The organism is Streptomyces sp. NBC_00083, assembly GCF_026343295.1.
Lineage (GTDB): Bacteria > Actinomycetota > Actinomycetes > Streptomycetales > Streptomycetaceae > Streptomyces.
The window spans coordinates 961,463-981,355 of sequence record NZ_JAPELY010000003.1 but is presented as its reverse complement, the minus strand read 5'-3'; the positions used below and the strand labels follow the sequence as shown (position 1 = coordinate 981,355).

The window sequence follows — 19,893 nt, the reverse complement described above, 5'->3', positions numbered from 1 at the left end:
GGGTGTGGGGTCACAGTGATGTCGGCAGTGCCGTATTTCGTCGCCGGATGGATCTTCCTGGTGGGCTGCTACGGCCTGGCCACCAGTCGCCATCTGGTGCACGCCGTCGGCTGTTTGACGGTGTGTCAGTCCTCTACGTATGTCCTGCTGCTGGCCGTGGGCTACCGGGACGGCGGCACCGCTCCCGTCTTCTCCGACATCGAGCCGGGGTCACGACCGCTCGTGGACCCCGTCGTGCAGGCCCTCGCGCTCACCGATGTCGTGGTGGGCGCCACGGTCACGGCCCTGCTGCTCGCCCTGGTGATACAGGTCGCCAAACGGCACGGCACGGTGAACCCCGACGAACTGTCCGAGCTGCGCGGATGAACCACCTCCTGCCCCTGGTCGTGGCCCTGCCGCTGCTCGGCGCCGCCGCCCTCGTCGTGGCCGGGCGCCGCCTCCCCCGCATCGCGGCCGAGCTGATCGCCTGCGCCGTGTCCGCCGCGACGGCCGGGCTGGCGCTCACGCTCCTCGTGCACGCCTCGCCCACCGCCGTGGAGTGGGTCGGCGGATGGCACCCCGAGGGGGGCGAGGGGGTGGGCATCGTCCTGGTCGGTGACGGTCCGGGCACCGGGCTCGCCGCGCTGGTCTCCGTCCTGGTCGTCGCCGTCCTGGTCTACTCCTGGCGGTACTTCGACGAACCCCCGCAACGGCATGCCGGATCGTTCCCGGCTCTGGTGCTGCTCTTCCAGGCCGGCATGTGCGGATTCGCGCTCACCGGCGACCTGTTCAACGCGTTCGTCTTCTTCGAGCTGATGAGCGTCGTGGCGTACGCCCTGACCGGCTACCGCGTCGAGGAGGCGAAGGCCGTCCAGGGCGCGCTCACCTTCGGGGTGCTCAACTCCCTCGGCGCGTACGCCACACTGACCGGGATCGTGCTCCTGTACGCGCGCACCGGCGAGCTGGGGATGCGCCAGATCGGGCAGCACCTCGACGCGCGGGGCGGGCCCGACGCGCTGGTCCTCGCCGCGTTCGCCCTGGTCCTGACGGGTCTCCTGGTCAAGGCGGCGGCCCTGCCGTTCCACTTCTGGCTGCCGGACGCCCACGCGGTGGCGCCCACGCCCGTTTGCATGCTGCTGTCCGGGGTCATGGTCGAACTCGGCCTGTACGGGACATGGCGGGTGTACGAGACGGTGTTCGCGGGGCCCGGCGGCGTGCCGGCACCGGACGCCGAGCGGGCCCTGGTGGTGCTCGGCGTCCTCACCGCCCTCGTCGGCGCCCTCATGTGCTGGCAGCAGCGCCACATCAAACGGCTCCTCGCCTATTCGACCGTCGCGCACACCGGGCTCTTCCTCGTCGGCATCGGACTCCTGAGGCCCGAGGCGACCGATGGTGTGGCGCTCTACGTCCTCGGGCACGCGGGCGTCAAGGCGGCGCTCTTCGCCTGCACCGGGATCCTGCTCGACCGCTACGGAAGCGTGGACGAGCACGAACTGCACGGCAGGGCGCGGAAGTTGCCGGTGGTGGCAACGCTCTTCACCGTGGGCGCGCTCGCTCTCGCGGGCCTGCCGCCCTTCGGTACGGGGCTCGGCAAGTCCCTCGCCGAGGAGTCGGCGGGCGGTGGCTTCACCGTGCTGTTCGTCGCCGTCTCCGCGGTCACCGCGGGCGCCGCGCTGCGGGTCGCGGCCCGCGTCTTCCTCGGGCTCGGCCCGCGGCCCCTGGGCGACCCCGGGTACGAGACGAGCGGCGACGACGAGGAACCGGAGACCGACGGCCCGATCGGCCGGGTGCCGGTCACGATGACCGCGGTGCCGGCCGCGCTCCTGGCGGGGGCCCTCGCGGTGGGGCTGGTTCCCGCTGTGGCCGCGGCGGTGGGTCGCGCCTTCGACGCCACTCGGGCGCACGCGCCGCACTGGACCCTGCCCGGTCTGCTCCTCGGCCTCGCCTCGACCGCGCTCGCCGTGGGGCTCGCGGGGGCCGCGGTGCGCGGCCCGGCCCGCCGGGAACCGTACGCCTGGACGGAGCCGCTGCGCCGGCTGCACTCCGGTCACATCGGCGACTACGTCGCGTGGTTGCTGGTGGGCACGGCCTTGCTCGGGGGCCTGGCGCTGCCCGGCATCCTCACCGGCTGAGCGGACCGGTCGTACCGGCACGCACGACGGCCCCTCGTACGCTCTGGGGGCGCGAGGGACCGTCGTGGCACGGGGGCACGCTCACATGGGGTCGATGCCGCGGCCTTCGGACGCCATCCGGCTCTGCTCCTGAAGGTGCTGGGCCTTGTCCTTCAGGCGCCGGGCCTCCTCGGGGTCGGCGGCACGCTCCGCGGCCTGCTGAAGCTCCTCGGCCTTCTGGCGCATCTGCCGGGCACGGGCGGCGAACTCGTCTGCGACGCTCATGATCACTCCTGATACGTGGGTGGGGTCCAGCTGACCCAAGCCAAACAGCGACCGGCCACGCCCGCATCCCGAAGCGTCACGCACAGTGATAACTCGGGGTAGAGGCCGACCGCGCCCGGAGCAACGGCGTTCCGCGGGGCGGAGGTCCTTCGCGGGGGGCCCTTAGCGGGGGCGCTCCGGTGAAGTCCCCCGGGCCCCCGTGTCATCACCCGCGCGCCGCCGGGTAGGCGCTCCGGCATGAACACCTTCGCTTCTTCGCAGGTCCTGGCCGCCGGTTCGACGGCCTTTCTCTTCACCGGCGTGGGCATCGTCATCGTCGCCGTCCTGCTCGGCACGTTCTGGTTCGGCAGCCGGCGCGCGGCGCGCAAGCCGATGCCTCCCCGGGAGCCGCAGCCCCGCTCGGAGTCCTGGCAGACGCCGGACGCGGCGCACACATCGGCGCAGCGGTCCGACCCGGAGGACCGCGCGTAGCGGCTCACCCCGCTCGGCGATCGGGACGGGCGCAGCCGACCGCCCTCAGCCGCCCGCCGTCTGCGAGTGGGCGGCTCGGTCGGACAGGTCGCTCAGGTCGAGCGGCCGGGCGGGCGGGTCCGGCACGGCCGGCCGCTGCTCGGTCCGGCCGTCGGACGCGACGTGGAGCAGCGTCCCGGGCTCCATCAGGCGCCAGTCGGGGTGCTCGTCCATGGGTTCACTCGCCACGACGCACGCCGGGGCGTCGGCGAGGTCCCCTGAATGCACGCGCATCCGGCCGGCGGTGCCGCTGTGGTCGAGGTGGCGACCTCCGTGCGGGCCGCCCGCCTCACGTTCCAGTACGTACAGCTCGTGGGTGGCGGGGTAGCGCAGGGCCCACAGTTCGTCCGCGGTGATCAGGACGAAGTTGAGGGAGTAGACCGGCAGATGGGCGGCGGCCCAGCGGGCGGCGCGCTCGATGCCCCGGCCGATGTCACCGCCCGCGTCCCTGATTTCACGGGTGACGAGGGCGAAGAACCGCTCGGAGTCCGTGTCGCCGCGCACCAGCCCCATGTCGGCGCCTAGGTGGGCCTCCAGGGCCGGCAGGTCCTCGATGACCCCGTTGTGGGCGAAGAGCCGGCCGTCCTGCTGGAAGGGGTGGGTGTTGGCGTCGGTGAGGCTGCCGGTCGAGGCGAGCCTGATGTGGGCGAGGAACGTCGCCGAGCTGATCCGGCGCGCCTCGCGGGCGAAGTCACGGTCCTCGTACGCGGCGTCGGGCGCCTTGCGCACCTGGGGCGCGCCGTCGGCGTCGAAGTAGCCGAGCCCCGTCCCGTCGGGATCGCGGTGGCTCTGCGTGGTGAGGCTGTCGGGGGCGTCGAGCAGCCAGAAGGTCGCCCGGCTCCGTCGCGGGGCACTGCTCAGTCCGAACAGACGGCACATCGACGCCACCTCCACACGCGCGGGCACCCGGTCCCGCCCCGGGCATCGTGCCCCGCCGGGCCGGTGAGCGCAACGCACGCACGGGGGCGGACCGATCGCATGCGGGGCGGGTTGTGGGTGGAGGGTGGGTCAGCTGGGGGTGGTGAGGGTGAAGGTGGCGCCGTCGGGGTCGCTGACGCGGACCCAGGGGCCGGTGGGCGAGGTACCGTCGGCGAGGACGGTGGCCCCGTGGTCACGGGCGGTGTCGGCCACCGCGACGGGATCCTTCACCGTGAAGTGGGTGTGCCAGTGCGGCCGCAGACTCGGATCCGGAGCCGCCTCCACCGCACCCGACGTCAGCCGCGCCACCACATGCCCGCCATGGCGCAGCACCACCTCGTCGTGCTCGTAGCGCACATCGCAGCACCCCGGCCGCTCACACGCCCAGTCCAGGACCTCACCGTAGAAGATCGCCGCATCGAACGCGTCCCGCGTCCGCAACCGCGTCCACGCCGGAGCCGTGTCCCGCCACATCTCCCACTGCGACACCAACGGACCCTGCCACAACCCGAACACCGCCCCCTCACGATCCGCCGCCAACGCACCCCGCCCCGTATGCAACGCCACCGGACCCACCGCCACCGTCCCGCCCCGCTCCCGGATCCGCGCCGCCGTCACATCCGCGTCCTCCACCGCGAAATACGGCGTCCACGCCACCGCCACCTGCAACGCCGGAGCCAACGCACCGATCCCCGCCACCGGCACCCCACCCGACGACGCAATACGAAACTCCTCACCCAACCCACCCGACCGGAACGTCCAGCCGAACACCCCACCATAGAAATCCAACGCGGCACCCAGATCCCGAGCCATCAGGCTCACCCAGCACGGTGCGCCGAACACCGGCTCGCCTGAGCCGAGTCGGGCGGTGGAGTCTGTCGATGGGGGCGTCACGAAGGGCCTCGTTTCCAGGTGTATCCAGGTGGTTCCGGGTGAGTGACACACCGGTCATGGTCGTTTCCACTATCGCGCCGCCGGGCGGCCGGTGCCCGTCGGCCACGCGGGGCCGGGAGGCGCCGGGCCGACGGCGCCGCCCCCGCCCCGTTCCCGCCGGGGCGGGGGCGGCTCGTGTTGCGGATGCCGCCGTACGGGTCATGCTGGAGGAATCCGCGCTGTGCTCACCTGGCTACTTTTAGTAGTCCTTGCGTGGTTGCGGACGCGGGAGTGGCCGGCGAGCCACTCCCGCCGACAAGGGAGCCGTAGTGGTAAGCAACGACAGTCCCCGCCAGTACACCCTGAGCCTGCACGCCACGCCGGACCGCATACCGCAGGTCCGTCGCATCGTCGCCGCTCATCTGCGCCACTGGCGGTTGGAGAACATCCTCCAGCCCGTCAGCCTCGGCGTGTGCGAACTCCTCACCAACGTCCACCGGCATACCGAGGGCGACCGGCCCTGTGTGCTCGAACTGCGGTGGGCGCGTGGGCAGTTTGCCGCGTCCGTGGCGGACGGCGATCCGCGTCTGCCCCGACTGCAAGGGCCGCAACCCTTCGCGGAGCGCGGTCGCGGCCTCGCCCTCATCGCCCACCTCAGCGACAGCTGGGGCACCCAGCCGACGCCCGACGGCAAAGTCGTCTGGTTCACGCTCACCGCCCAGCCCCAGGCGCTCCGCCCGCTGCGCCCGCTGCCGCCGACGCCGACCCTGAGCACCACCGTGAGCGTGTCCGCGCTGCCGCCCCTGGACACTCCGGCCCACGGGCTCGCCCCGCACCCCGCGCAGTGGTGCCTCAGCGACGCCTGACGCTCTCGGCGGGGTACGGGGAATGCACCCCGCGCGGGGTGCATTCCCCGTACCCGGAGCCGGCCGCCGCGGGCGTCAGGCCGCGAGTTCAGCGATCAGGGTCTCGCAGAACGCCTTGAGGTCGTCCGGCTTGCGGCTGGTGATCAGGGTGTTGGGGCCGCCGGTGCACACCTTGACCTGCTCGTCGACCCAGGTGCCGCCCGCGTTGGCGATGTCGGTGCGCAGGCTGGGCCATGAGGTGAGGGTGCGGCCGCCCAGGACTCCCGCCTCGACGAGCGTCCACGGCGCGTGGCAGATCGCGGCCACGGGCTTGCCCAGGTCGAAGAAGCCCTTCGCGAAGGCGACGGCGTCCTCGTCCATGCGCAGCGCGTCGGGGTTGGCGACGCCGCCCGGCAGCACCAGGGCGTCGTAGTCGTCCGGCCGGGCCTGGCTCACCGTGCGGTCCACCGGGAACGTGTCGGCCTTGTCCAGGTGGTTGAGGGCCTGGACGTGCCCCGAGTCGGTGGAGACCAGTTCCGGGGTGTGGCCCGCGTCCTTCACGGCCTTCCAGGGCTCGGTCAGTTCGACCTGCTCGATGCCCTCCGTCGCCACGAGAAATGCCACCTTCATGGTGTCGCTCCTTTCTGAGTGCACCGCGCCGTTCGCGGTGGGGTTCCTGTCCTGCGGGTCCTGCGGCTTCATGGGGCAGGCGTTCATGTCTTCTTGAGGTAGCGGCGCGCCGCCCATCCCGCTGCGGCCAGCGCGCCCAGGGCGGTGCCGGTGGCCAGGACGGGGTGGTGCGCCGTCATCGCCTGGTACGAACGGGAACGGGCCCGGTCGTCGAAGACACCGTGCGCGCCGTGGTCGCCGTCCGCCGTCCTGTCGAGGGGCTGCCACAGGTTGCCGCGCGCCGTCTCCGGCGCCATGTCCTCGGCCTGCTGCGAGCCGTATCCGGTCCGGGCGAGGTAGCGGTCGAGGAGGGCCGGCACGAAGCGGTTGGCCCACACGGTGGCGACCGTGGACGCGCCGACGTAGTACTGCTTGCGCCGGGGGTGGTCGGCGGCGAACAGCACGGCGCGCGCGGCGACTTCCGGCTGGTAGATCGGCGGTACGGGTTGTGGATGCCCGGGAAGCCGCGACCGCACCCAGGAGAACTGGGGCGTGTTGACGGCCGGCATCTGGACGACGGTGATGCGTACATGGCTCTTGTTGTGGAGGAGTTCGGTGCGCACGGACGAGGTGAACCCGTTCACGGCGTGTTTGGCCCCGCAGTACGCGGACTGCAGCGGAATGGACCGCTCTCCGAGCGCGGAGCCGACTTGCACGATCGTTCCCCGGTCGCGGGGAAGCATGCGGGCCAGTGCGGTGTGTGTGCCGTGGACGAAGCCGAGGTAGCTGACGTCGGTGACCCGCCGGAACTCGTCCGCGGAGATCTCGTCGAACGGCGCGAACACCGAGGTGAAGGCCACGTTGACCCACACGTCGATCGGGCCGAAGGCCGCCTCCGCCGCGTCGGCTGCCTTCTCGACCTGGTCGGGGTCGGCCACGTCGACGGGGATGGCCAGGGCCCGCCCGCCGAGTTCCTCGACCTCCGCGGCGGCCGCGTCGAGCCCGGCCTCGCCGCGGGCGAGCAGGGCGATGTGGGCACCTCGCTCGGCGAAGAGCCGGGCGGTGGCGCGGCCGATGCCGGCGCTCGCTCCGGTGATGACGACGGTCTCGGGCATGGCCTTCCTTTCGGGTCGCGGCGGTGGGCGGCGGCAGGGTGCCGCCGCCCGGGTCAGCCGGCGCGGTGGGGCTCGGCGTCGGTGGCCTTGAACGTCAGTCCGTGGCCCGGCGCGCCGTCGGCGCCCGGGGTGATGTGGCCGCCCTCGGGGTCGAGGGCGCCGTCGAACCACAGGGATTCGATGCGGGCGTGGTCGTGGAACCACTCCAGATGGCGCAGGTTGGGCACGGCCGCGGCGACGGCGGCATGGGCGTGCGGGGCGCAGTGCCCGGAGATCTGCGTGCCGAACGCCTCGGCGAGTGCGGCGGCCCGCAGCCAGACGGTGAGTCCGCCGCAGCGGGTCGCGTCGGCCTGGAGGCAGTCGACCGCGCCGGCCCGGAGCATGTGCCCGAAGTAGGCGAGGGTGTAGCCGTATTCGCCGGCGGCCACGTCGACGGCGCTCGCGGACCTGACGCGGGCGAGACCGTCGAGGTCGTCGGAGGAGACGGGCTCCTCGAACCAGGTGACGCCGTGGTCGTCGAGGAAGCGGGCCAGGCGCACGGCCTGTTTGACGGTGTAGCCGCCGTTGGCGTCGACGTACAGCTCGGTGGTGTCGCCGATGGAGGCGCGGGCCTTGGCGATCCGCTCCCGGTCGCGGTGCTCCGCGCCGCCCCACGACTCACCGATCTTGATCTTGACCCGGGGGATGCCCCGCTCCTCGGCCCAGTGCCGCAGCTGCCGGTCCTGACGCAGGTCGTCGTAGGTGGTGAACCCGCCGCTCCCGTAGACCGGCACGTCGGTCCGGGCCTGGCCGAGCAGGCCGGTCAGCGGAACGCCGAGCAGCCGGGCCTTGAGGTCCCACAGGGCGATGTCCACGGCGGAGATCGCGCCGGCGACCAGGCCGGGGCGGCCGTCGTTGCGGACCGCGCGGGTCATCGCCTCGTTGGCGCCCGGCACGTCGAGGGCGCGGCGCCCGGTGACCACGGGCGCCAGATGGCCGCGGACGTACGCCGCGGTCTCGGGCGCGCCGTAGGCGTAGCCGAGGCCGGTGGTGGTGCCGGAGCGGACGTGGACCACGACGAGGGTGGTCCGGTCCCACTCCAGGGTGCCGTCGGCCTCGGGGGCGTCGGTGGCCAGTGTGTACACGGCCGCCTCCACCCCGTCGACCGACGGCCCGGCGCCGGGCGCCGCGGGTGTCGTCACGCGTCGCCGCCGTCGCGGTGGCGGGTGCCGGGGAGCATTTCCTGCACCTTGGCCTTGAGGCCCTGGCGGATCATGCCGGTGCGGTCGCTGTCGCCCTTGAGGACGGAGGCGGCGGCGGCCTCGATCTGGTCGAGGGAGGCGTGCGGCGGGATCGGCGGCACGGCCGGATCGGTGCGGAAGTCGATGACGAAGGGCCGGTCGGCGGCGAGCGCCTGCCGCCAGGCACCCTCGACCTCGTCCGGCTTCTCCACGCGTACGCCGTCGAGGCCGATCGAGCGCGCGAAGTCGGCGTAGGCGACGTCCGGCAGGGACTGCGACGGCAGGAACTGCGGGGCGCCCGACATGGCGCGCATCTCCCAGGTGACCTGGTTGAGGTCCTGGTTGTTGAGGACCGCGACGATGAGGCTGGGGTTGCTCCACTCCTGCCAGTACTTGCCCGCCGTGATCAGTTCGGCGAGCCCGTTCATCTGCATGGCTCCGTCGCCGACGATGGCGATGGCGGGGCGGTCGGGGTGGGCGAACTTGGCGCCGATCACATACGGCACGCCGGGCCCCATGGTGGCGAGGGTGCCGGAGAGCGAGCCCCGCATCGAGCCGCGCATCCGCAGGTGGCGGGCGTACCAGTTGGCGGCGGAGCCGGAGTCGGCGGCCAGGATCACGTTGTCGGGGAGCAGCGCGTCGAGTGCGTGCACCACGTGCTCGGGGTTGATGGGGTCGGCGTCCACCGCGGCGCGCCGCTCCATCACCTCCCACCAGCGCGCGGTGTCCTTCTCGATCTTCTTGCGCCACTTGCCGTGCTGCTTGCGCTTGAGGAGCGGCAGGAGGCGCTGGAGGGTACCGGCGGAGTCGCCGACCAGGTTGACCTCGAAGGGGTAGCGCAGGCCGATCATCTGGGGGTCGATGTCGATCTGCACCGCGCGGGCCTGGTCGAGTTCGGGCATGAACTGGGTGTAGGGGAAGCTCGATCCGATGACGAGCAGGGTGTCGCAGTCCTGCATCATCTCGTAGCTGGGGCGGGTGCCGAGCAGGCCGATGGAGCCGGTCACGTACGGCAGGTCGTCGGGGAGCGCGTCCTTGCCGAGCAGGGCCTTGGCGACGCCCGCGCCGAGCACGTCGGCGATCTTCTCGACCTCGGCGCGGGCGCTGCGGGCGCCCTGGCCGATGAGGATGGCGACCTTCTCGCCGGCGTTGAGCACCTCGGCGGCGCGGGCGATGTCGTCGTCCGCCGGGACCGGGGCGTAGGAGGCCATGCCCAGGCTGGAGGGGACCATCTTGAAGGCGTGCTGCGGCGGCGAGTAGTCGAGCTCCTGCACGTCGGCCGGGATGATGACGGCGGTCACCGTGCGCTGGGCGCGGGCGACGCGCATCGCACGGTCGATGACGTTGGGCAGCTGCTCGGGGACGGTGACCATCTCGCAGTACGCGCCGGCCACGTCCTTGTAGAGGCTGAGGAGGTCGACTTCCTGCTGGTAGGAGCCGCCCATGGCGCTGCGGTTGGTCTGGCCGACGATCGCCACGACCGGCACGTGGTCGAGCTTGGCGTCGTACAGGCCGTTGAGCAGGTGGATCGCGCCCGGCCCCGAGGTCGCCGCGCAGACGCCGACCTTGCCGGAGAACTTGGCGTAGCCGACCGCTTCGAAGGCGGCCATCTCCTCGTGCCGGGCCTGGATGAACCGGGGCTTGTTCTCGGCGCGCCCCCAGGCGGCGAGCAGGCCGTTGATGCCGTCGCCGGGGTAGGCGAAGACGTGCTCGACGTCCCACTCGCTCAGGCGCTTCAGGACGTAGTCGGAGACTTTGATGGACACGGGGGCTGCCTTTCGCGATGCCTTGCACGGTCGGGTGGTGTGTGGGGGCGCTCGGGGCGGCGCGGCGTCACCTGCGGCGACGGCGGGTCCAGGCGTAGAGGGCGGCCATGCCGCCGCCGAGCGCGAGGCCCGCGGTGGCGGTGGCCAGGGCCGCGTCCCGGTGCGAGGGTTCGGGGCGCGCGATGAGCTTCTCGGGATGGTCGGCGGGCAGCGGCCCGTCGAGTCCCAGGGCCAGCGCTTCGGCGAGGTGCAGGGCGCGGCGCCCGGTGTTGCCCTGCTCGATCTGGGTGCGGCAGCTGAATCCGTCGGCGACGACGAGGGTGCTGGGTGCGGCGCCCCGCACGGCGGGCAGCACGCCCTGTTCGCCGATCTTCATGGACAGGTCGTAGTGGCCCCGCTCGAACCCGAAGTTGCCGGCGAGCCCGCAGCAGCCCTCGTCGAGGACGTCCGCGTCCAGGCCCATGCGGCGCATCAGTTCGCGGTCGGCGTCGTCCTTCAGGACGGCGTGCTGGTGGCAGTGGGTCTGAACGAGCGCCGTGCGCGCCAGAGTTGGAGGCTTCCACCCCTCGGGCGCGTGGTGCAGCAGGAACTCGGCCAAGGTCTTGAACTGCTGGGCGAGGCGCTTGACGTCCTCGTCGTCCGGCATCAGCTCGGGCGCGTCGGCCCGGAAGACGGCGGTGCACGACGGTTCCAGGCCGACGACGGGCGTGCCGGCCTCGATCCACGGCCGCAGGACGTCGAGGGTGCGGCGCAGGACGCGCTGGGCGGTGGTGAGCTGGCCGGTGGAGATCCAGGTGAGGCCGCAGCAGACGGCCCGGTCCGGTACGGCCACGTGGAATCCGGCGCTCTCCAGGACCCGTACGGCCGACTTGGCGACCTCGGGGTGGAAGTACGTGGAGAACGTGTCGGGCCACACGACGACGGTCCGCGCGTCGGCCGGATCGGGTTCGGGCAGGCCGCGCCCGGCCCACCACTGGGTGAACGACTCCTCGGCGAAGGCCGGCGCCTCGCGCTCGGGGGCCACTCCGGCGAGCTGTTTGCCGAGCCGGGCGACGAAGGGGGCCCGCGCCAGCGCGTTGACGGCGCGGGGCGCGAGCCGGGAGAGGCGGGCCCACAGCGGCAGCCAGCCCATCGAGTAGTGGGCGGCGGGGCGCGGGCGGCCGGCGTAGTGGTGGGCGAGGAACTCGGCCTTGTAGGTGGCCATGTCGACGCCGGTCGGGCAGTCCGACTTGCAGCCCTTGCAGGCCAGGCACAGGTCGAGGGCGTCGTGGACGGCGGTGGAGCGCCAGCCGTCGGTGACCGCCGAGTCGGCGTGGCCGTCGAACATCTCGAACAGGAGCCGGGAGCGGCCGCGCGTGGAGTGCTCCTCCTCGCCGGTGGCGCGGTAGGAGGGGCACATCACGCCGCCGGAGTGGGTGCGGCAGTTGCCGATGCCCACGCAGCGCAGCACGGCCTGGTTGAAGGATCCCTTGTCGTGCGGGTAGGCGAAGTGGGTGTCGAGCGGCCGGGGCCGCCAGAGCGGGCCGAGCCGCAGGTTCTCGTCGGTGCGGTACGGGTCCACCACCTTGCCCGGGTTCATCCGCCCGGTGGGGTCGAACACCGCTTTGACCTCGCCGAACGCGGTGACCAGCGGCTCGCCGAACATGCGGACCAGCAGCTCGCCCCGGCCCTGCCCGTCGCCGTGCTCCCCCGACAGCGAACCCCCGAAGGACGCCACCAGGTCGGCCGCCCGGAACAGGAATCGGCGGAAGTCGGCCACCCCTTCGGCGGTCTTCAGGCCGAACGGGATCCGGGTGTGCACACAGCCCTGGCCGAAGTGGCCGTACAGCGAGGGGTGGTCGTAGTCGAACTCCTCGAACAGCGCCTTGAGGGAGCGCAGATAGTCGCCGAGGCGCTCGGGCGGCACCGCGGAGTCCTCCCAGCCCTCCCACGTCTCGCGTTCGTCGGGCGGCCGGGCGGTCACGCCGAGCCCGGCCTCGCGGGCTTTGAGCATCTCCTGCTCGCGCGCGGTGTCGTCGGAGAACGCCACCGAGGGGTCCTTCTCGTTGCGGCCGAGCGCCCGCAGCAGGGCCTGGGCCTGTCCGTCGACGTCGTCCTGGCTGTCGCCGGTGAACTGCACGAGCAGCCAGCTCTCGCCCTCGGGGAAGTTCTCAAGGGAGGCGAGGTAGGCGTGCTCCTCGCGCATGAGCTGCGCCATCCGCCCGTCCAGGGCTTCCAGTTGGGCCGGTGAGCTGTGTTCCAGGAGGCGGGGCACGTCGTCGGCGGCGGCGCAGATGTCGGGGTAGCCGAGGACGAGGATCGCGTCGTTGGGCGGTACGGGCACGAGGTCGAGTTCGGCGTGGAGCACCGTCACGAGGGTGCCTTCGCTGCCGACCAGGGCGCGCGCCAGGTCGAAGTCGTTCTCCGGCAGCAGCGAGTCCAGGTTGTAGCCGGAGACGCGGCGGGGGATCTTGGGGTAGCCGTGCCTGATCTCCGCCAGGTTGCGGTCGATGATGTCCTTGAGTCCCTGGTAGATCTCGGCGCGCCGGCCTCCCTCGGCGACGACGGCCTCGAACTCCTCGGCGCTGGTGGGGCCGACCCACATCCGGGTGCCGTCGTAGGTGAGCACTTCGAGGCGGCGTACGTTGTCGACGGTCTTGCCGTAGGCCTGGGCGGAGGCTCCGCAGGAGTTGTTCCCGATCATCCCGCCGAGCGCGCAATGACTGTGGGTCGAGGGCTTGGGGCCGAACTTGAGCTGGTGCGGGGCGAGTTGGCGGTTGAGTTCCTCGAGGACGAGGCCGGGTTCCACGACACAGGTGCGCGCGACCGGGTCGACCGAGACCAGGGTGTGGCAGTACTTGGTCCAGTCGATGACGACCGCCGTGTTGGTGCACTGGCCCGCCAGGCTCGTGCCTCCCCCGCGCGACAGGACGGGCGCGCCGAACTCGGCGCACACCGCGACCGCCTCGACGGCGGCGTCGACCGAGCGCGGCACCACGACGCCGATCGGGACCTGCCGGTAGTTGGAGCCGTCGGTGCTGTAGGCCGCCCGGCTGCCCGCGTCGAACCGGACTTCGCCGTCGACGCGCGCACGCAGAGCGCGTTCGAGGGCGGGGGCGTCGAGATCGGTCCCGCCGGGAGACGAGTGGTCCGAGTCCACCGCTGCCCTTCGCACATCCGCTCCACGGCCGGCCGAAGCGGCGCTGTCGGGCATGTGCATCACTCCACTTTCCGTAGTCGCCGTCGCTCCCACGCGTCCCGCGAGTACCCGTGAGCCGGGTGCCCACACCCTCCCTACGGCTACCCGAGGTGGACCGCCCCCGCCACTCGGCCCTCACCCCCTTGTCGCACGTGCGGCGGGGGTGGGCCGCGCCTAGGGTGACGAGGGACGGGCCCCGCGCGCCGCCGAAGTCGTGGCCCCGGGGCGGTTTCCCCGCGCGTACACCGGCCACCCGGACGGAGATGCGTCGCGTCCGCCACCCCTTGAGGAGTCCCCGATGACGGAGTACGGCTATTTCCTCTCCAGCGAGGAGCACACCCCAGCCGAGCTGGTGGAGCAGGCCCGGATGGCCGAGCAGGCCGGATTCACCTCGCTGTGGATCTCCGACCACTACCACCCGTGGAACGGCGAGCAGGGGCAGAGCCCGTTCGTCTGGTCGGTGATCGGGGCGCTCTCGCAGGCGGTCTCGCTCCCGGTGGAGACCGCCGTGACGTGCCCGATCACGCGGATGCACCCGGCCGTCGTCGCCCAGGCGGCGGCGACCAGCGCGGTCCAGCTCGACGGGCGCTTCCGGCTGGGCATCGGCAGCGGTGAGGCCCTCAACGAGCACATCCTGGGCGACCCCTGGCCGGAGGCCGCGGTACGTCTGGAGATGCTGGAGGAAGCCGTCCGGGTGATGCGCCAGCTCTTCACCGGCGAACAGGTCAGCCACCACGGCAAGCACTACACGGTGGAGAACGCCCGGCTCTACACAGTGCCCGACGAGCCGGTGCCCATCGACGTCTCGGCCTTCGGGCCGCTCGCCGCGGAGGTCGCGGGACGGATCGGGGACGGCTTCATCACCATGGCGCCCGATGCCGCGTCGATCGAGCGGTTCCGGCGCAGCGGCGGCGGCAGCAAGCCGGTGATGGCCGGGCTCAAGGTGTGCTGGGACACGGACGAGGACGAGGCGCTGCGCACCGCGCACCGGCTGTGGCCCAATGAGCAGCTGCCCGGCGAGCTGGCGCAGATCCTGCCGACTCCGGCCCACTTCGAGCAGGCCTCCGAGCTGGTCACACCGGAGCGGGTCCGCGCGAACGTCACCTGCGGACCTGATCCGGACGCTCATGTGGCGGCGGTCAAGGGGTATGTGGATGCGGGGTTCGACACCGTCTACATCAACCAGATCGGCAAGGACCAGCAGGGGTTCTTCGACTTCTACCGCACCAAGGTGCTGCCGCAGCTCGGCTGAACCGGACGCGGTCCGGGGAACCCCGCGCACCACAGCGTCACCGCAGCAACGCACCGACCACGGGAGTGACATGACCCACCCGCACCAGCAGGACACCGGCTCCTCCGAGTCCCACCCGGACACGGCGCTCGACGAGGTCCTCAAGGAGTTCGAGGACGCGGAGACGCGCGACCCCAGGCGGGCGGGGCGCGAGGACGAGCACGACGGCGAGGCCGGAGACGCGCTGTCGCCGAGCGAGGAGGCGCAGGAAGAGGCGTCGGACGACTGAGCGGCCCGCCGCACGCGGAGCGCCGAAGGGCGCCTGTCCGGGGACCACTCCCCCGGCAGGCGCCCTTCGGCGCTCCGTACGGTCACACGCGTACGGCGTACTGAGTCCTCGTATCCAGTCCTCGTGCAGGGTCCTCGTGCCCAGTCCTCGCGCTCAGTCCTCGCGTTCCATCTGGGCGAAGATGCTGGTGTCCAGGCGGGACAGGAGCTCCGCCGGGTCCCCGTACACGGCCAGCGCGCCGGCCTCCTCCAGGTCCGCGCGGGCGATCCCGCCGGCGAGCAGCGCGACGGCGCGTACACCGGCCGCCGTCGCCGCCTTCATGTCCCAGACCGTGTCCCCCACGAACACCGCCTCGGCGGCCTTGGCCTCGGCCAGTTCCAGGGCCCGCTCGACGGGCTCGGGGGCGGGCTTGCCGGCGCTGACGTCGTCGGCGCTCGCGACGCCCGCGATGACGTCGTCGGCGTCGATGGCGCGCCGCAGCGCCTTCAGTTCGGGCCCGCCCGCCGATGTGGCCAGCACGACGCGCCATCCCCGCCCGGCGAGTTCGCGCAGGAGGCGGCGGGCGCCGTCGAGGGAGGGCAGGCGCTCGAAGTAGGTCCCGTACAGGGCGGTGTGGGCGGCGCTCAGGGTGTCGTCCTGGTCCTTGTCCCGGTCGTCGCCGAGCAGGTGCCCGATGAGGTCGTCGGAGCCGAGGCCGACGGCGCGGTGGATGTCGTGCATCGTCACGTCGTGCCCTGCCTGGTGGAACGCCTCCCACCAGGTGACCACGTGCAGATGGTTGGTGTCGACGAGGGTTCCGTCGACGTCGAACAGGGCCGCACGTGCCATGCGTCAAGGCCTTTCGTTCCGTGCTCGGGTTCCGTCTCGGGTTCCGCTCCACTGCCGATCATGCCGTGATCCGCCGCGCCCGACATCCGCGGGCGGCTCGTGCCCTACGCCGCAGGCCGGTCCTGCGCGACGGCGGCCCCGTACGGCCGCACCCGGTCCGGCTCCGGCGTCCCGGCCTCCGGGAGGTCGGGCACCGCGACCAGATGGCGGCCGTTCGGTGTCTCCGCGGGTTCGTCCCCGCCCAGCATGAGCTCTTCGTACCTGGCGAGCGCCACGAGGACCATCAGCATCAGCGCGGGCAGGAAAACGGCTATGAGGACCACGACAACTCCTTGCACGGGAGACGGGTCTGCCTGGACCGGGTTGCCCGGAGAGCGCGGTCGAAACATGTCGGGCGGAAGTCGTCCACGGGGGGCATCCTGGCCGCGTACGTCCCGCGCCGGCGGGTACGCGGCGAGCCGGCGGCCGTACGCGGCGGGGGCGGAGGTTTTGGCCGCAGCGGATCGGAAAAGGGTGACATATGGTGCAAATCGGCTACACGATGATGACAGAGCAGGCGGGCCCCCGCGCCCTCGTCGACGACGTGGTCGCGGCCGAGCGCGCCGGCTTCGACTTCTCCGTCACCTCCGACCACTACTTCCCGTGGCTGAAGTCGCAGGGACACGCCCCCTACGCGTGGAGCGTGCTCGGCGCGGCGGCGCAGGCCACCAGCCGGATCCCCCTCATGACGTACGTGACCTGCCCCACGGTCCGCTACCACCCGGCGGTCGTGGCACAGAAGGCCGCCACGATGCAGCTCCTGTCCGAAGGGCGGTTCCGCCTGGGCCTCGGTTCCGGCGAGAACCTCAACGAGCATGTGACGGGCGCCGGTTGGCCCGCCCCGAAGGTGCGCCTCGGCATGCTGGAGGAGGCCGTCGACATCATCCGGGCGCTCTTCGACGGCGGCAACGTCAACCACCAGGGCACGTACTTCGACGTGAGCGACGCCCGCCTGTGGGACCTGCCCGACGAGCTGCCGCCGATCGGCATCGCGGTGTCGGGCGAGCGCTCCTGCGAACTGGCGGGCCGGCTCGCCGATCTCGTGATCGCCACCGAGCCGAAGAAGGAGCTCATCGACTCCTTCGAGCGGCACGGCGGCCGGGGCAAGCCCCGCGTCGGACAGCTGCCCGTCTGCTTCGACACCGACCGGGACGCGGCGATCGCCCGCGCCCACGACCAGTTCCGCTGGGCGATGGGCGGCTGGCCGGTCAACTCCGAACTCCCGGGCCCCTCCGGCTTCGAGGGCGCGACGAGCTTCGTGACCCGTGCGGACGTGGCGGACGCCATCCCGTGCGGCGACGACGTCTCCGCGTTCGTCGAGGCCGTACGCCCCTACGCCGAGGCCGGGTTCACCGAGATCGCCCTCGTCCAGATCGGCGGGGAACACCAGCGCCCCTTCATCGACTGGGCCGAGAAGAAGCTGCTGCCCGCGCTGCGCGAGCTCTGACCGCACACGGCGTACGGCATCTCACCGCGTACGCCACCGGACGTTACGACATGGAGGAGACCGGCATGGCCATCGCGACGTACAGCCTCGTGGCCCTGGACTGCCCCGACCCCGAGGCGCTGGCCGCGTTCTACGCCGCGGTCCTCGGCGGGGAGGTGACGAGCAACGGCGACGACTGGTACGACCTGTACGCACCCGGCGGCCACCGCGTCGCCTTCCAGCGCGCGCCGGGCCTGACACCGCCGGAGTGGCCGCGCGGCGACCGCAACTCCCAGCAGCTGCACCTGGACTTCGACGTCCAGGACATCGACGCGGCCGAGCAGCAGGTCCTCTCCCTGGGAGCGACCCCGCTCGATCTCGACGACGGCGGCGGCAAGCGCGGCTACCGGGTGTACGCGGACCCGGCGGGCCACCCCTTCTGCCTCTGCCGGACCTGAGCCCACATCCGCCGGCCCGGACCACCGGAAGGCCGGAACCCGGACATCAACGAGCACGGAGAACAGCGTGAACGACACATCTTCCCCGGCCGCCCCCGACAACGGAGCCGACTCCCCCGACCTGGTGCACGTCATGCTCGGCGAGTGCTCCGCGGCCGACGCCGACGCCGTCTTCGAGGTCCTCGGCTCGCACTTCACCTCCGACCGCGAAGGCGTCGTGCCCCATCGCGACGAGAGCCCGCAGCCCGCGGCCTGGACCGGCAGCTTCTGCGTCGACCACGCCCCCGGCGAGGTGGCGGGGGTGCTCCTCGCGGGACCCGTCACCGCCGACCTCCAGGGCGGCCCGGTGGCGGTGGACCGGCTGCGCAAGACGCTGGCCGCCGCCTTCACGGTGGAGGCCGCGGGCACGTCGGCCGGCGACCAGGAGGTCGACGTCCAGCTCCGCCTGACCAACGCCTAGACGGCCCCGCCCGGCCCCCGGGGCCCCGGGAAGGCCCATCTCGTGCGGGAAAGGTCCCCGATCGGCCACACGGACCTACTCTGGTACAAGAGCGGGAACCCTTCCACGAGAGCGGAGGACATCATGATCGTCCTCGGAGTCATCCTGCTGGTTGTCGGCTTCGTGGCCGGCATATCCATCCTGTGGACCATCGGCGTCATCCTCGTCGTCCTGGGCGTCATCCTGTGGATCCTGGGAGCCGTGGGTCACGCGGTCGGTGGACGGCGGCACTACTGGTAACGGCCCGGAGCGGATGCACTCCATCCGTCGCACAAGAGGCGCCCCGGGGACCCGACCGCCACTGAGCGGCACGGTCCCCGGGGCGCGCGCGAGGTGAGGGGCCCACGGCCGGTCAGAGGCCGATGACGATCAGGGCCGTGTCGTCGGTGGCGCCCCCGGTCGGGAGCAGGTCGGCGAGCACGGCGTCGGCGAGGAGCTCCGGACCCGCGCCGTGATGGCGGGTGAGCGAGCCGGCGAGCCGCTGGAGGCTGGTCTCGATGTCCTCGTCGCGGCGTTCGACGAGCCCGTCGGTGTAGAGGACGAGACTCGCCCCCGCCGTGAAGGCGGCCGTGGCCTGCGGCCGGTCGACATGTTCGGGGCGGGCCCCGAGCGGAGGGTCGGTCGCCCCGTCGAGGAACTCCACCGTCGCGTCCGGATGCACGAGCGCCGCGGGCGGATGGCCCGCACTGCTGTACGCGACGGTCCGGTCGGCCCAGTCCACGACGGCCAGGAACGCGGTGCTCGACTCGGCGCCCTCCACCGAGCGCGCGTACAGGCCGAGCACGTCGAGGGCGCGGCCCGGCCCCTGCGCCACCCGGGAGGCCGCGCTCAGGGCGCTCCGCAGCTGCCCCATGACCCCGGCGGCGGCGAGCCCGTGCCCGACCACGTCACCGACGGCGACGGCGAGCCGGTCGTCGGGCAGTTCGGCCAGGTCGTACCAGTCGCCGCACACGTTCAGGGCGCCGACGGCCGGCCGGTAGCGCACGGCGGCGTTGCGCCGCCCCAGGGGAACGGGCGCGGGCAGCATCGCGGCCTGCAACGACAGGGCGACCTCGTGTTCCCTCGCGTGCGACTGGCGCAGCCGCTCGTTCACTTCCTGCAGCTCACGCGCCCTGCTGTACAGCTCGGCCTCCAGGACCCTGGCCCGGTCCCCGCCCGCCGCGGCGGCCCGGCCGCGGATCAGCTCGGTGACCTCCTCCACCCGGTGCAGGATCAGGGCCACCTCGCCGCCGGGCCCCAGCACGGGGGTGTTGACGGGGCTCCAGTACCGCTCCTCCCACACCCCGGAGCCTGTGGGGTCCTCCACGTCGTAGCGCTGCAGCGCCATGGTGTCGCGCTCACCGGTGGCCGCCACCCGGCGCAGCGACGCTTCGAGGTTGCGCATCCCGCTCGCGTCCGCGTCGCCGGGGTTGTCGGGGAAGACGTCGAAGATGTACTTGCCGACGAGCTGTTCGCGCGACCGGCCCGTCAGCGCGGTGAAGGCGACGTTGACGTCGGCGTAGACGAGGTCGGTGGTGAGCAGGGCCACCGGGGCGGGCAGGGCCCGGAACACCGCCTCGTAGTGGATGCCGGACCCGTTCACCATGCACCTGCCCGCGCGACGCCGCTTCGGATCTTGTGCTCTTCACGATAGGCGGCATCGGGCGAGCGGGCCCGCCGGACCGGCCGGTACGACGGAAGGGCAACCGGATGCCGTCGCATCCGGTTGCTCTTC

21 protein-coding genes are annotated in these 19,893 nt (G+C 72.4%); 10 read left to right on the top strand and 11 right to left on the bottom strand.

Annotation, left to right across the window (positions count from 1 at the left end; translation table 11 throughout):
* Nucleotides 1–18 precede the first annotated feature (18 nt).
* Both OOJ98_RS28190 and OOJ98_RS28185 read left to right on the top strand, forming a co-directional pair.
* Nucleotides 19–366 (top strand): sodium:proton antiporter, encoded by a 348-nt coding sequence (locus OOJ98_RS28190; RefSeq protein WP_267057859.1) that lies wholly within the window; start codon nucleotides 19–21, stop codon nucleotides 364–366.
* Complete coding sequence (locus OOJ98_RS28185; RefSeq protein WP_267057858.1) at nucleotides 363–2,111, top strand: complex I subunit 5 family protein; 1,749 nt, start codon at nucleotides 363–365, stop codon at nucleotides 2,109–2,111. The genes OOJ98_RS28190 and OOJ98_RS28185 overlap by 4 nt, the downstream gene beginning before the upstream one ends.
* An 81-nt stretch (nucleotides 2,112–2,192) precedes the next feature.
* Here the strand turns inward: OOJ98_RS28185 and OOJ98_RS28180 are convergent, their stop codons facing one another.
* Entirely contained in the window at nucleotides 2,193–2,375 is a 183-nt protein-coding gene (locus OOJ98_RS28180) for a DUF6381 family protein (protein ID WP_267057857.1), read from the bottom strand.
* Nucleotides 2,376–2,612: 237 nt separating this feature from the next.
* Between OOJ98_RS28180 and OOJ98_RS28175 the strand changes: the two genes are divergently transcribed.
* Nucleotides 2,613–2,846 carry a DUF6479 family protein gene (locus OOJ98_RS28175; protein ID WP_267057856.1) on the top strand — a complete coding sequence of 78 codons (234 nt, stop codon included), beginning with the start codon at nucleotides 2,613–2,615 and terminating at the stop codon, nucleotides 2,844–2,846.
* Between the two features lie 45 nt (nucleotides 2,847–2,891).
* Here the strand turns inward: OOJ98_RS28175 and OOJ98_RS28170 are convergent, their stop codons facing one another.
* The gene (locus tag OOJ98_RS28170) at nucleotides 2,892–3,764 is read right to left on the bottom strand and encodes a class II glutamine amidotransferase (protein ID WP_267057855.1); all 873 of its coding nucleotides are present in this window, start codon (nucleotides 3,762–3,764) and stop codon (nucleotides 2,892–2,894) included.
* Nucleotides 3,765–3,893: 129 nt separating this feature from the next.
* Nucleotides 3,894–4,697 carry a VOC family protein gene (locus OOJ98_RS28165; protein WP_267057854.1) on the bottom strand — a complete coding sequence of 268 codons (804 nt, stop codon included), beginning with the start codon at nucleotides 4,695–4,697 and terminating at the stop codon, nucleotides 3,894–3,896.
* 308 nt (nucleotides 4,698–5,005) lie between these two features.
* Here OOJ98_RS28165 and OOJ98_RS28160 point away from each other — a divergent pair, with 308 nt between their 5' ends.
* Nucleotides 5,006–5,542: an ATP-binding protein gene (locus tag OOJ98_RS28160; protein WP_267057853.1), complete on the top strand. Its 537-nt coding sequence runs from the start codon at nucleotides 5,006–5,008 to the stop codon at nucleotides 5,540–5,542.
* Nucleotides 5,543–5,617: 75 nt separating this feature from the next.
* On the opposite strand, the gene OOJ98_RS28155 is transcribed toward OOJ98_RS28160, so the two are convergent.
* The 5 genes from OOJ98_RS28155 to OOJ98_RS28135 form a co-directional block, all read right to left on the bottom strand.
* Nucleotides 5,618–6,151, bottom strand: a complete 534-nt coding sequence (locus OOJ98_RS28155) for a type 1 glutamine amidotransferase domain-containing protein (protein ID WP_267057852.1) — start codon at nucleotides 6,149–6,151, stop codon at nucleotides 5,618–5,620.
* Between the two features lie 83 nt (nucleotides 6,152–6,234).
* The gene (locus OOJ98_RS28150; protein ID WP_267057851.1) at nucleotides 6,235–7,245 is read right to left on the bottom strand and encodes an SDR family oxidoreductase; all 1,011 of its coding nucleotides are present in this window, start codon (nucleotides 7,243–7,245) and stop codon (nucleotides 6,235–6,237) included.
* A gap of 53 nt (nucleotides 7,246–7,298) precedes the next feature.
* On the bottom strand, nucleotides 7,299–8,426 hold the full coding sequence (locus OOJ98_RS28145) for an enolase C-terminal domain-like protein (protein ID WP_267057850.1): 1,128 nt from the start codon (nucleotides 8,424–8,426) through the stop codon (nucleotides 7,299–7,301).
* Nucleotides 8,423–10,231: a thiamine pyrophosphate-requiring protein gene (locus tag OOJ98_RS28140; RefSeq protein ID WP_267057849.1), complete on the bottom strand. Its 1,809-nt coding sequence runs from the start codon at nucleotides 10,229–10,231 to the stop codon at nucleotides 8,423–8,425. Before OOJ98_RS28140 ends, OOJ98_RS28145 begins: the two co-directional genes overlap by 4 nt.
* Nucleotides 10,232–10,298: 67 nt before the next feature.
* Nucleotides 10,299–13,424 (bottom strand): FAD-binding and (Fe-S)-binding domain-containing protein, encoded by a 3,126-nt coding sequence (locus OOJ98_RS28135; RefSeq protein ID WP_267057848.1) that lies wholly within the window; start codon nucleotides 13,422–13,424, stop codon nucleotides 10,299–10,301.
* 283 nt (nucleotides 13,425–13,707) lie between these two features.
* Between OOJ98_RS28135 and OOJ98_RS28130 the strand changes: the two genes are divergently transcribed.
* Both OOJ98_RS28130 and OOJ98_RS28125 read left to right on the top strand, forming a co-directional pair.
* A complete protein-coding gene (locus OOJ98_RS28130; RefSeq protein WP_267057847.1) occupies nucleotides 13,708–14,661 on the top strand; it encodes an LLM class F420-dependent oxidoreductase in 954 nt (317 codons plus the stop codon).
* A 70-nt stretch (nucleotides 14,662–14,731) separates the two neighbouring features.
* Nucleotides 14,732–14,929, top strand: a complete 198-nt coding sequence (locus tag OOJ98_RS28125; protein ID WP_267057846.1) for a hypothetical protein — start codon at nucleotides 14,732–14,734, stop codon at nucleotides 14,927–14,929.
* A 153-nt stretch (nucleotides 14,930–15,082) separates the two neighbouring features.
* On the opposite strand, the gene OOJ98_RS28120 is transcribed toward OOJ98_RS28125, so the two are convergent.
* Complete coding sequence (locus OOJ98_RS28120) at nucleotides 15,083–15,757, bottom strand: HAD family hydrolase (protein ID WP_267057845.1); 675 nt, start codon at nucleotides 15,755–15,757, stop codon at nucleotides 15,083–15,085.
* A gap of 104 nt (nucleotides 15,758–15,861) precedes the next feature.
* Nucleotides 15,862–16,080, bottom strand: coding sequence for a hypothetical protein (locus OOJ98_RS28115; RefSeq protein WP_267057844.1), 219 nt, complete (start codon nucleotides 16,078–16,080; stop codon nucleotides 15,862–15,864).
* A 197-nt stretch (nucleotides 16,081–16,277) separates the two neighbouring features.
* Between OOJ98_RS28115 and OOJ98_RS28110 the strand changes: the two genes are divergently transcribed.
* The 4 genes from OOJ98_RS28110 to OOJ98_RS28095 all read left to right on the top strand — a co-directional run bounded on the left by OOJ98_RS28110 (nucleotide 16,278) and on the right by OOJ98_RS28095 (nucleotide 18,419).
* Nucleotides 16,278–17,243 (top strand): LLM class F420-dependent oxidoreductase, encoded by a 966-nt coding sequence (locus OOJ98_RS28110; protein ID WP_267057843.1) that lies wholly within the window; start codon nucleotides 16,278–16,280, stop codon nucleotides 17,241–17,243.
* 65 nt (nucleotides 17,244–17,308) lie between these two features.
* On the top strand, nucleotides 17,309–17,680 hold the full coding sequence (locus OOJ98_RS28105; RefSeq protein WP_267057842.1) for a VOC family protein: 372 nt from the start codon (nucleotides 17,309–17,311) through the stop codon (nucleotides 17,678–17,680).
* A gap of 67 nt (nucleotides 17,681–17,747) precedes the next feature.
* The gene (locus OOJ98_RS28100) at nucleotides 17,748–18,140 is read left to right on the top strand and encodes a hypothetical protein (protein ID WP_267057841.1); all 393 of its coding nucleotides are present in this window, start codon (nucleotides 17,748–17,750) and stop codon (nucleotides 18,138–18,140) included.
* 123 nt (nucleotides 18,141–18,263) lie between these two features.
* Nucleotides 18,264–18,419 carry a DUF6131 family protein gene (locus OOJ98_RS28095; protein ID WP_267057840.1) on the top strand — a complete coding sequence of 52 codons (156 nt, stop codon included), beginning with the start codon at nucleotides 18,264–18,266 and terminating at the stop codon, nucleotides 18,417–18,419.
* 112 nt (nucleotides 18,420–18,531) lie between these two features.
* On the opposite strand, the gene OOJ98_RS28090 is transcribed toward OOJ98_RS28095, so the two are convergent.
* Nucleotides 18,532–19,764, bottom strand: a complete 1,233-nt coding sequence (locus OOJ98_RS28090; RefSeq protein WP_267057839.1) for a PP2C family protein-serine/threonine phosphatase — start codon at nucleotides 19,762–19,764, stop codon at nucleotides 18,532–18,534.
* Between the last annotated feature and the right edge of the window lie 129 nt (nucleotides 19,765–19,893).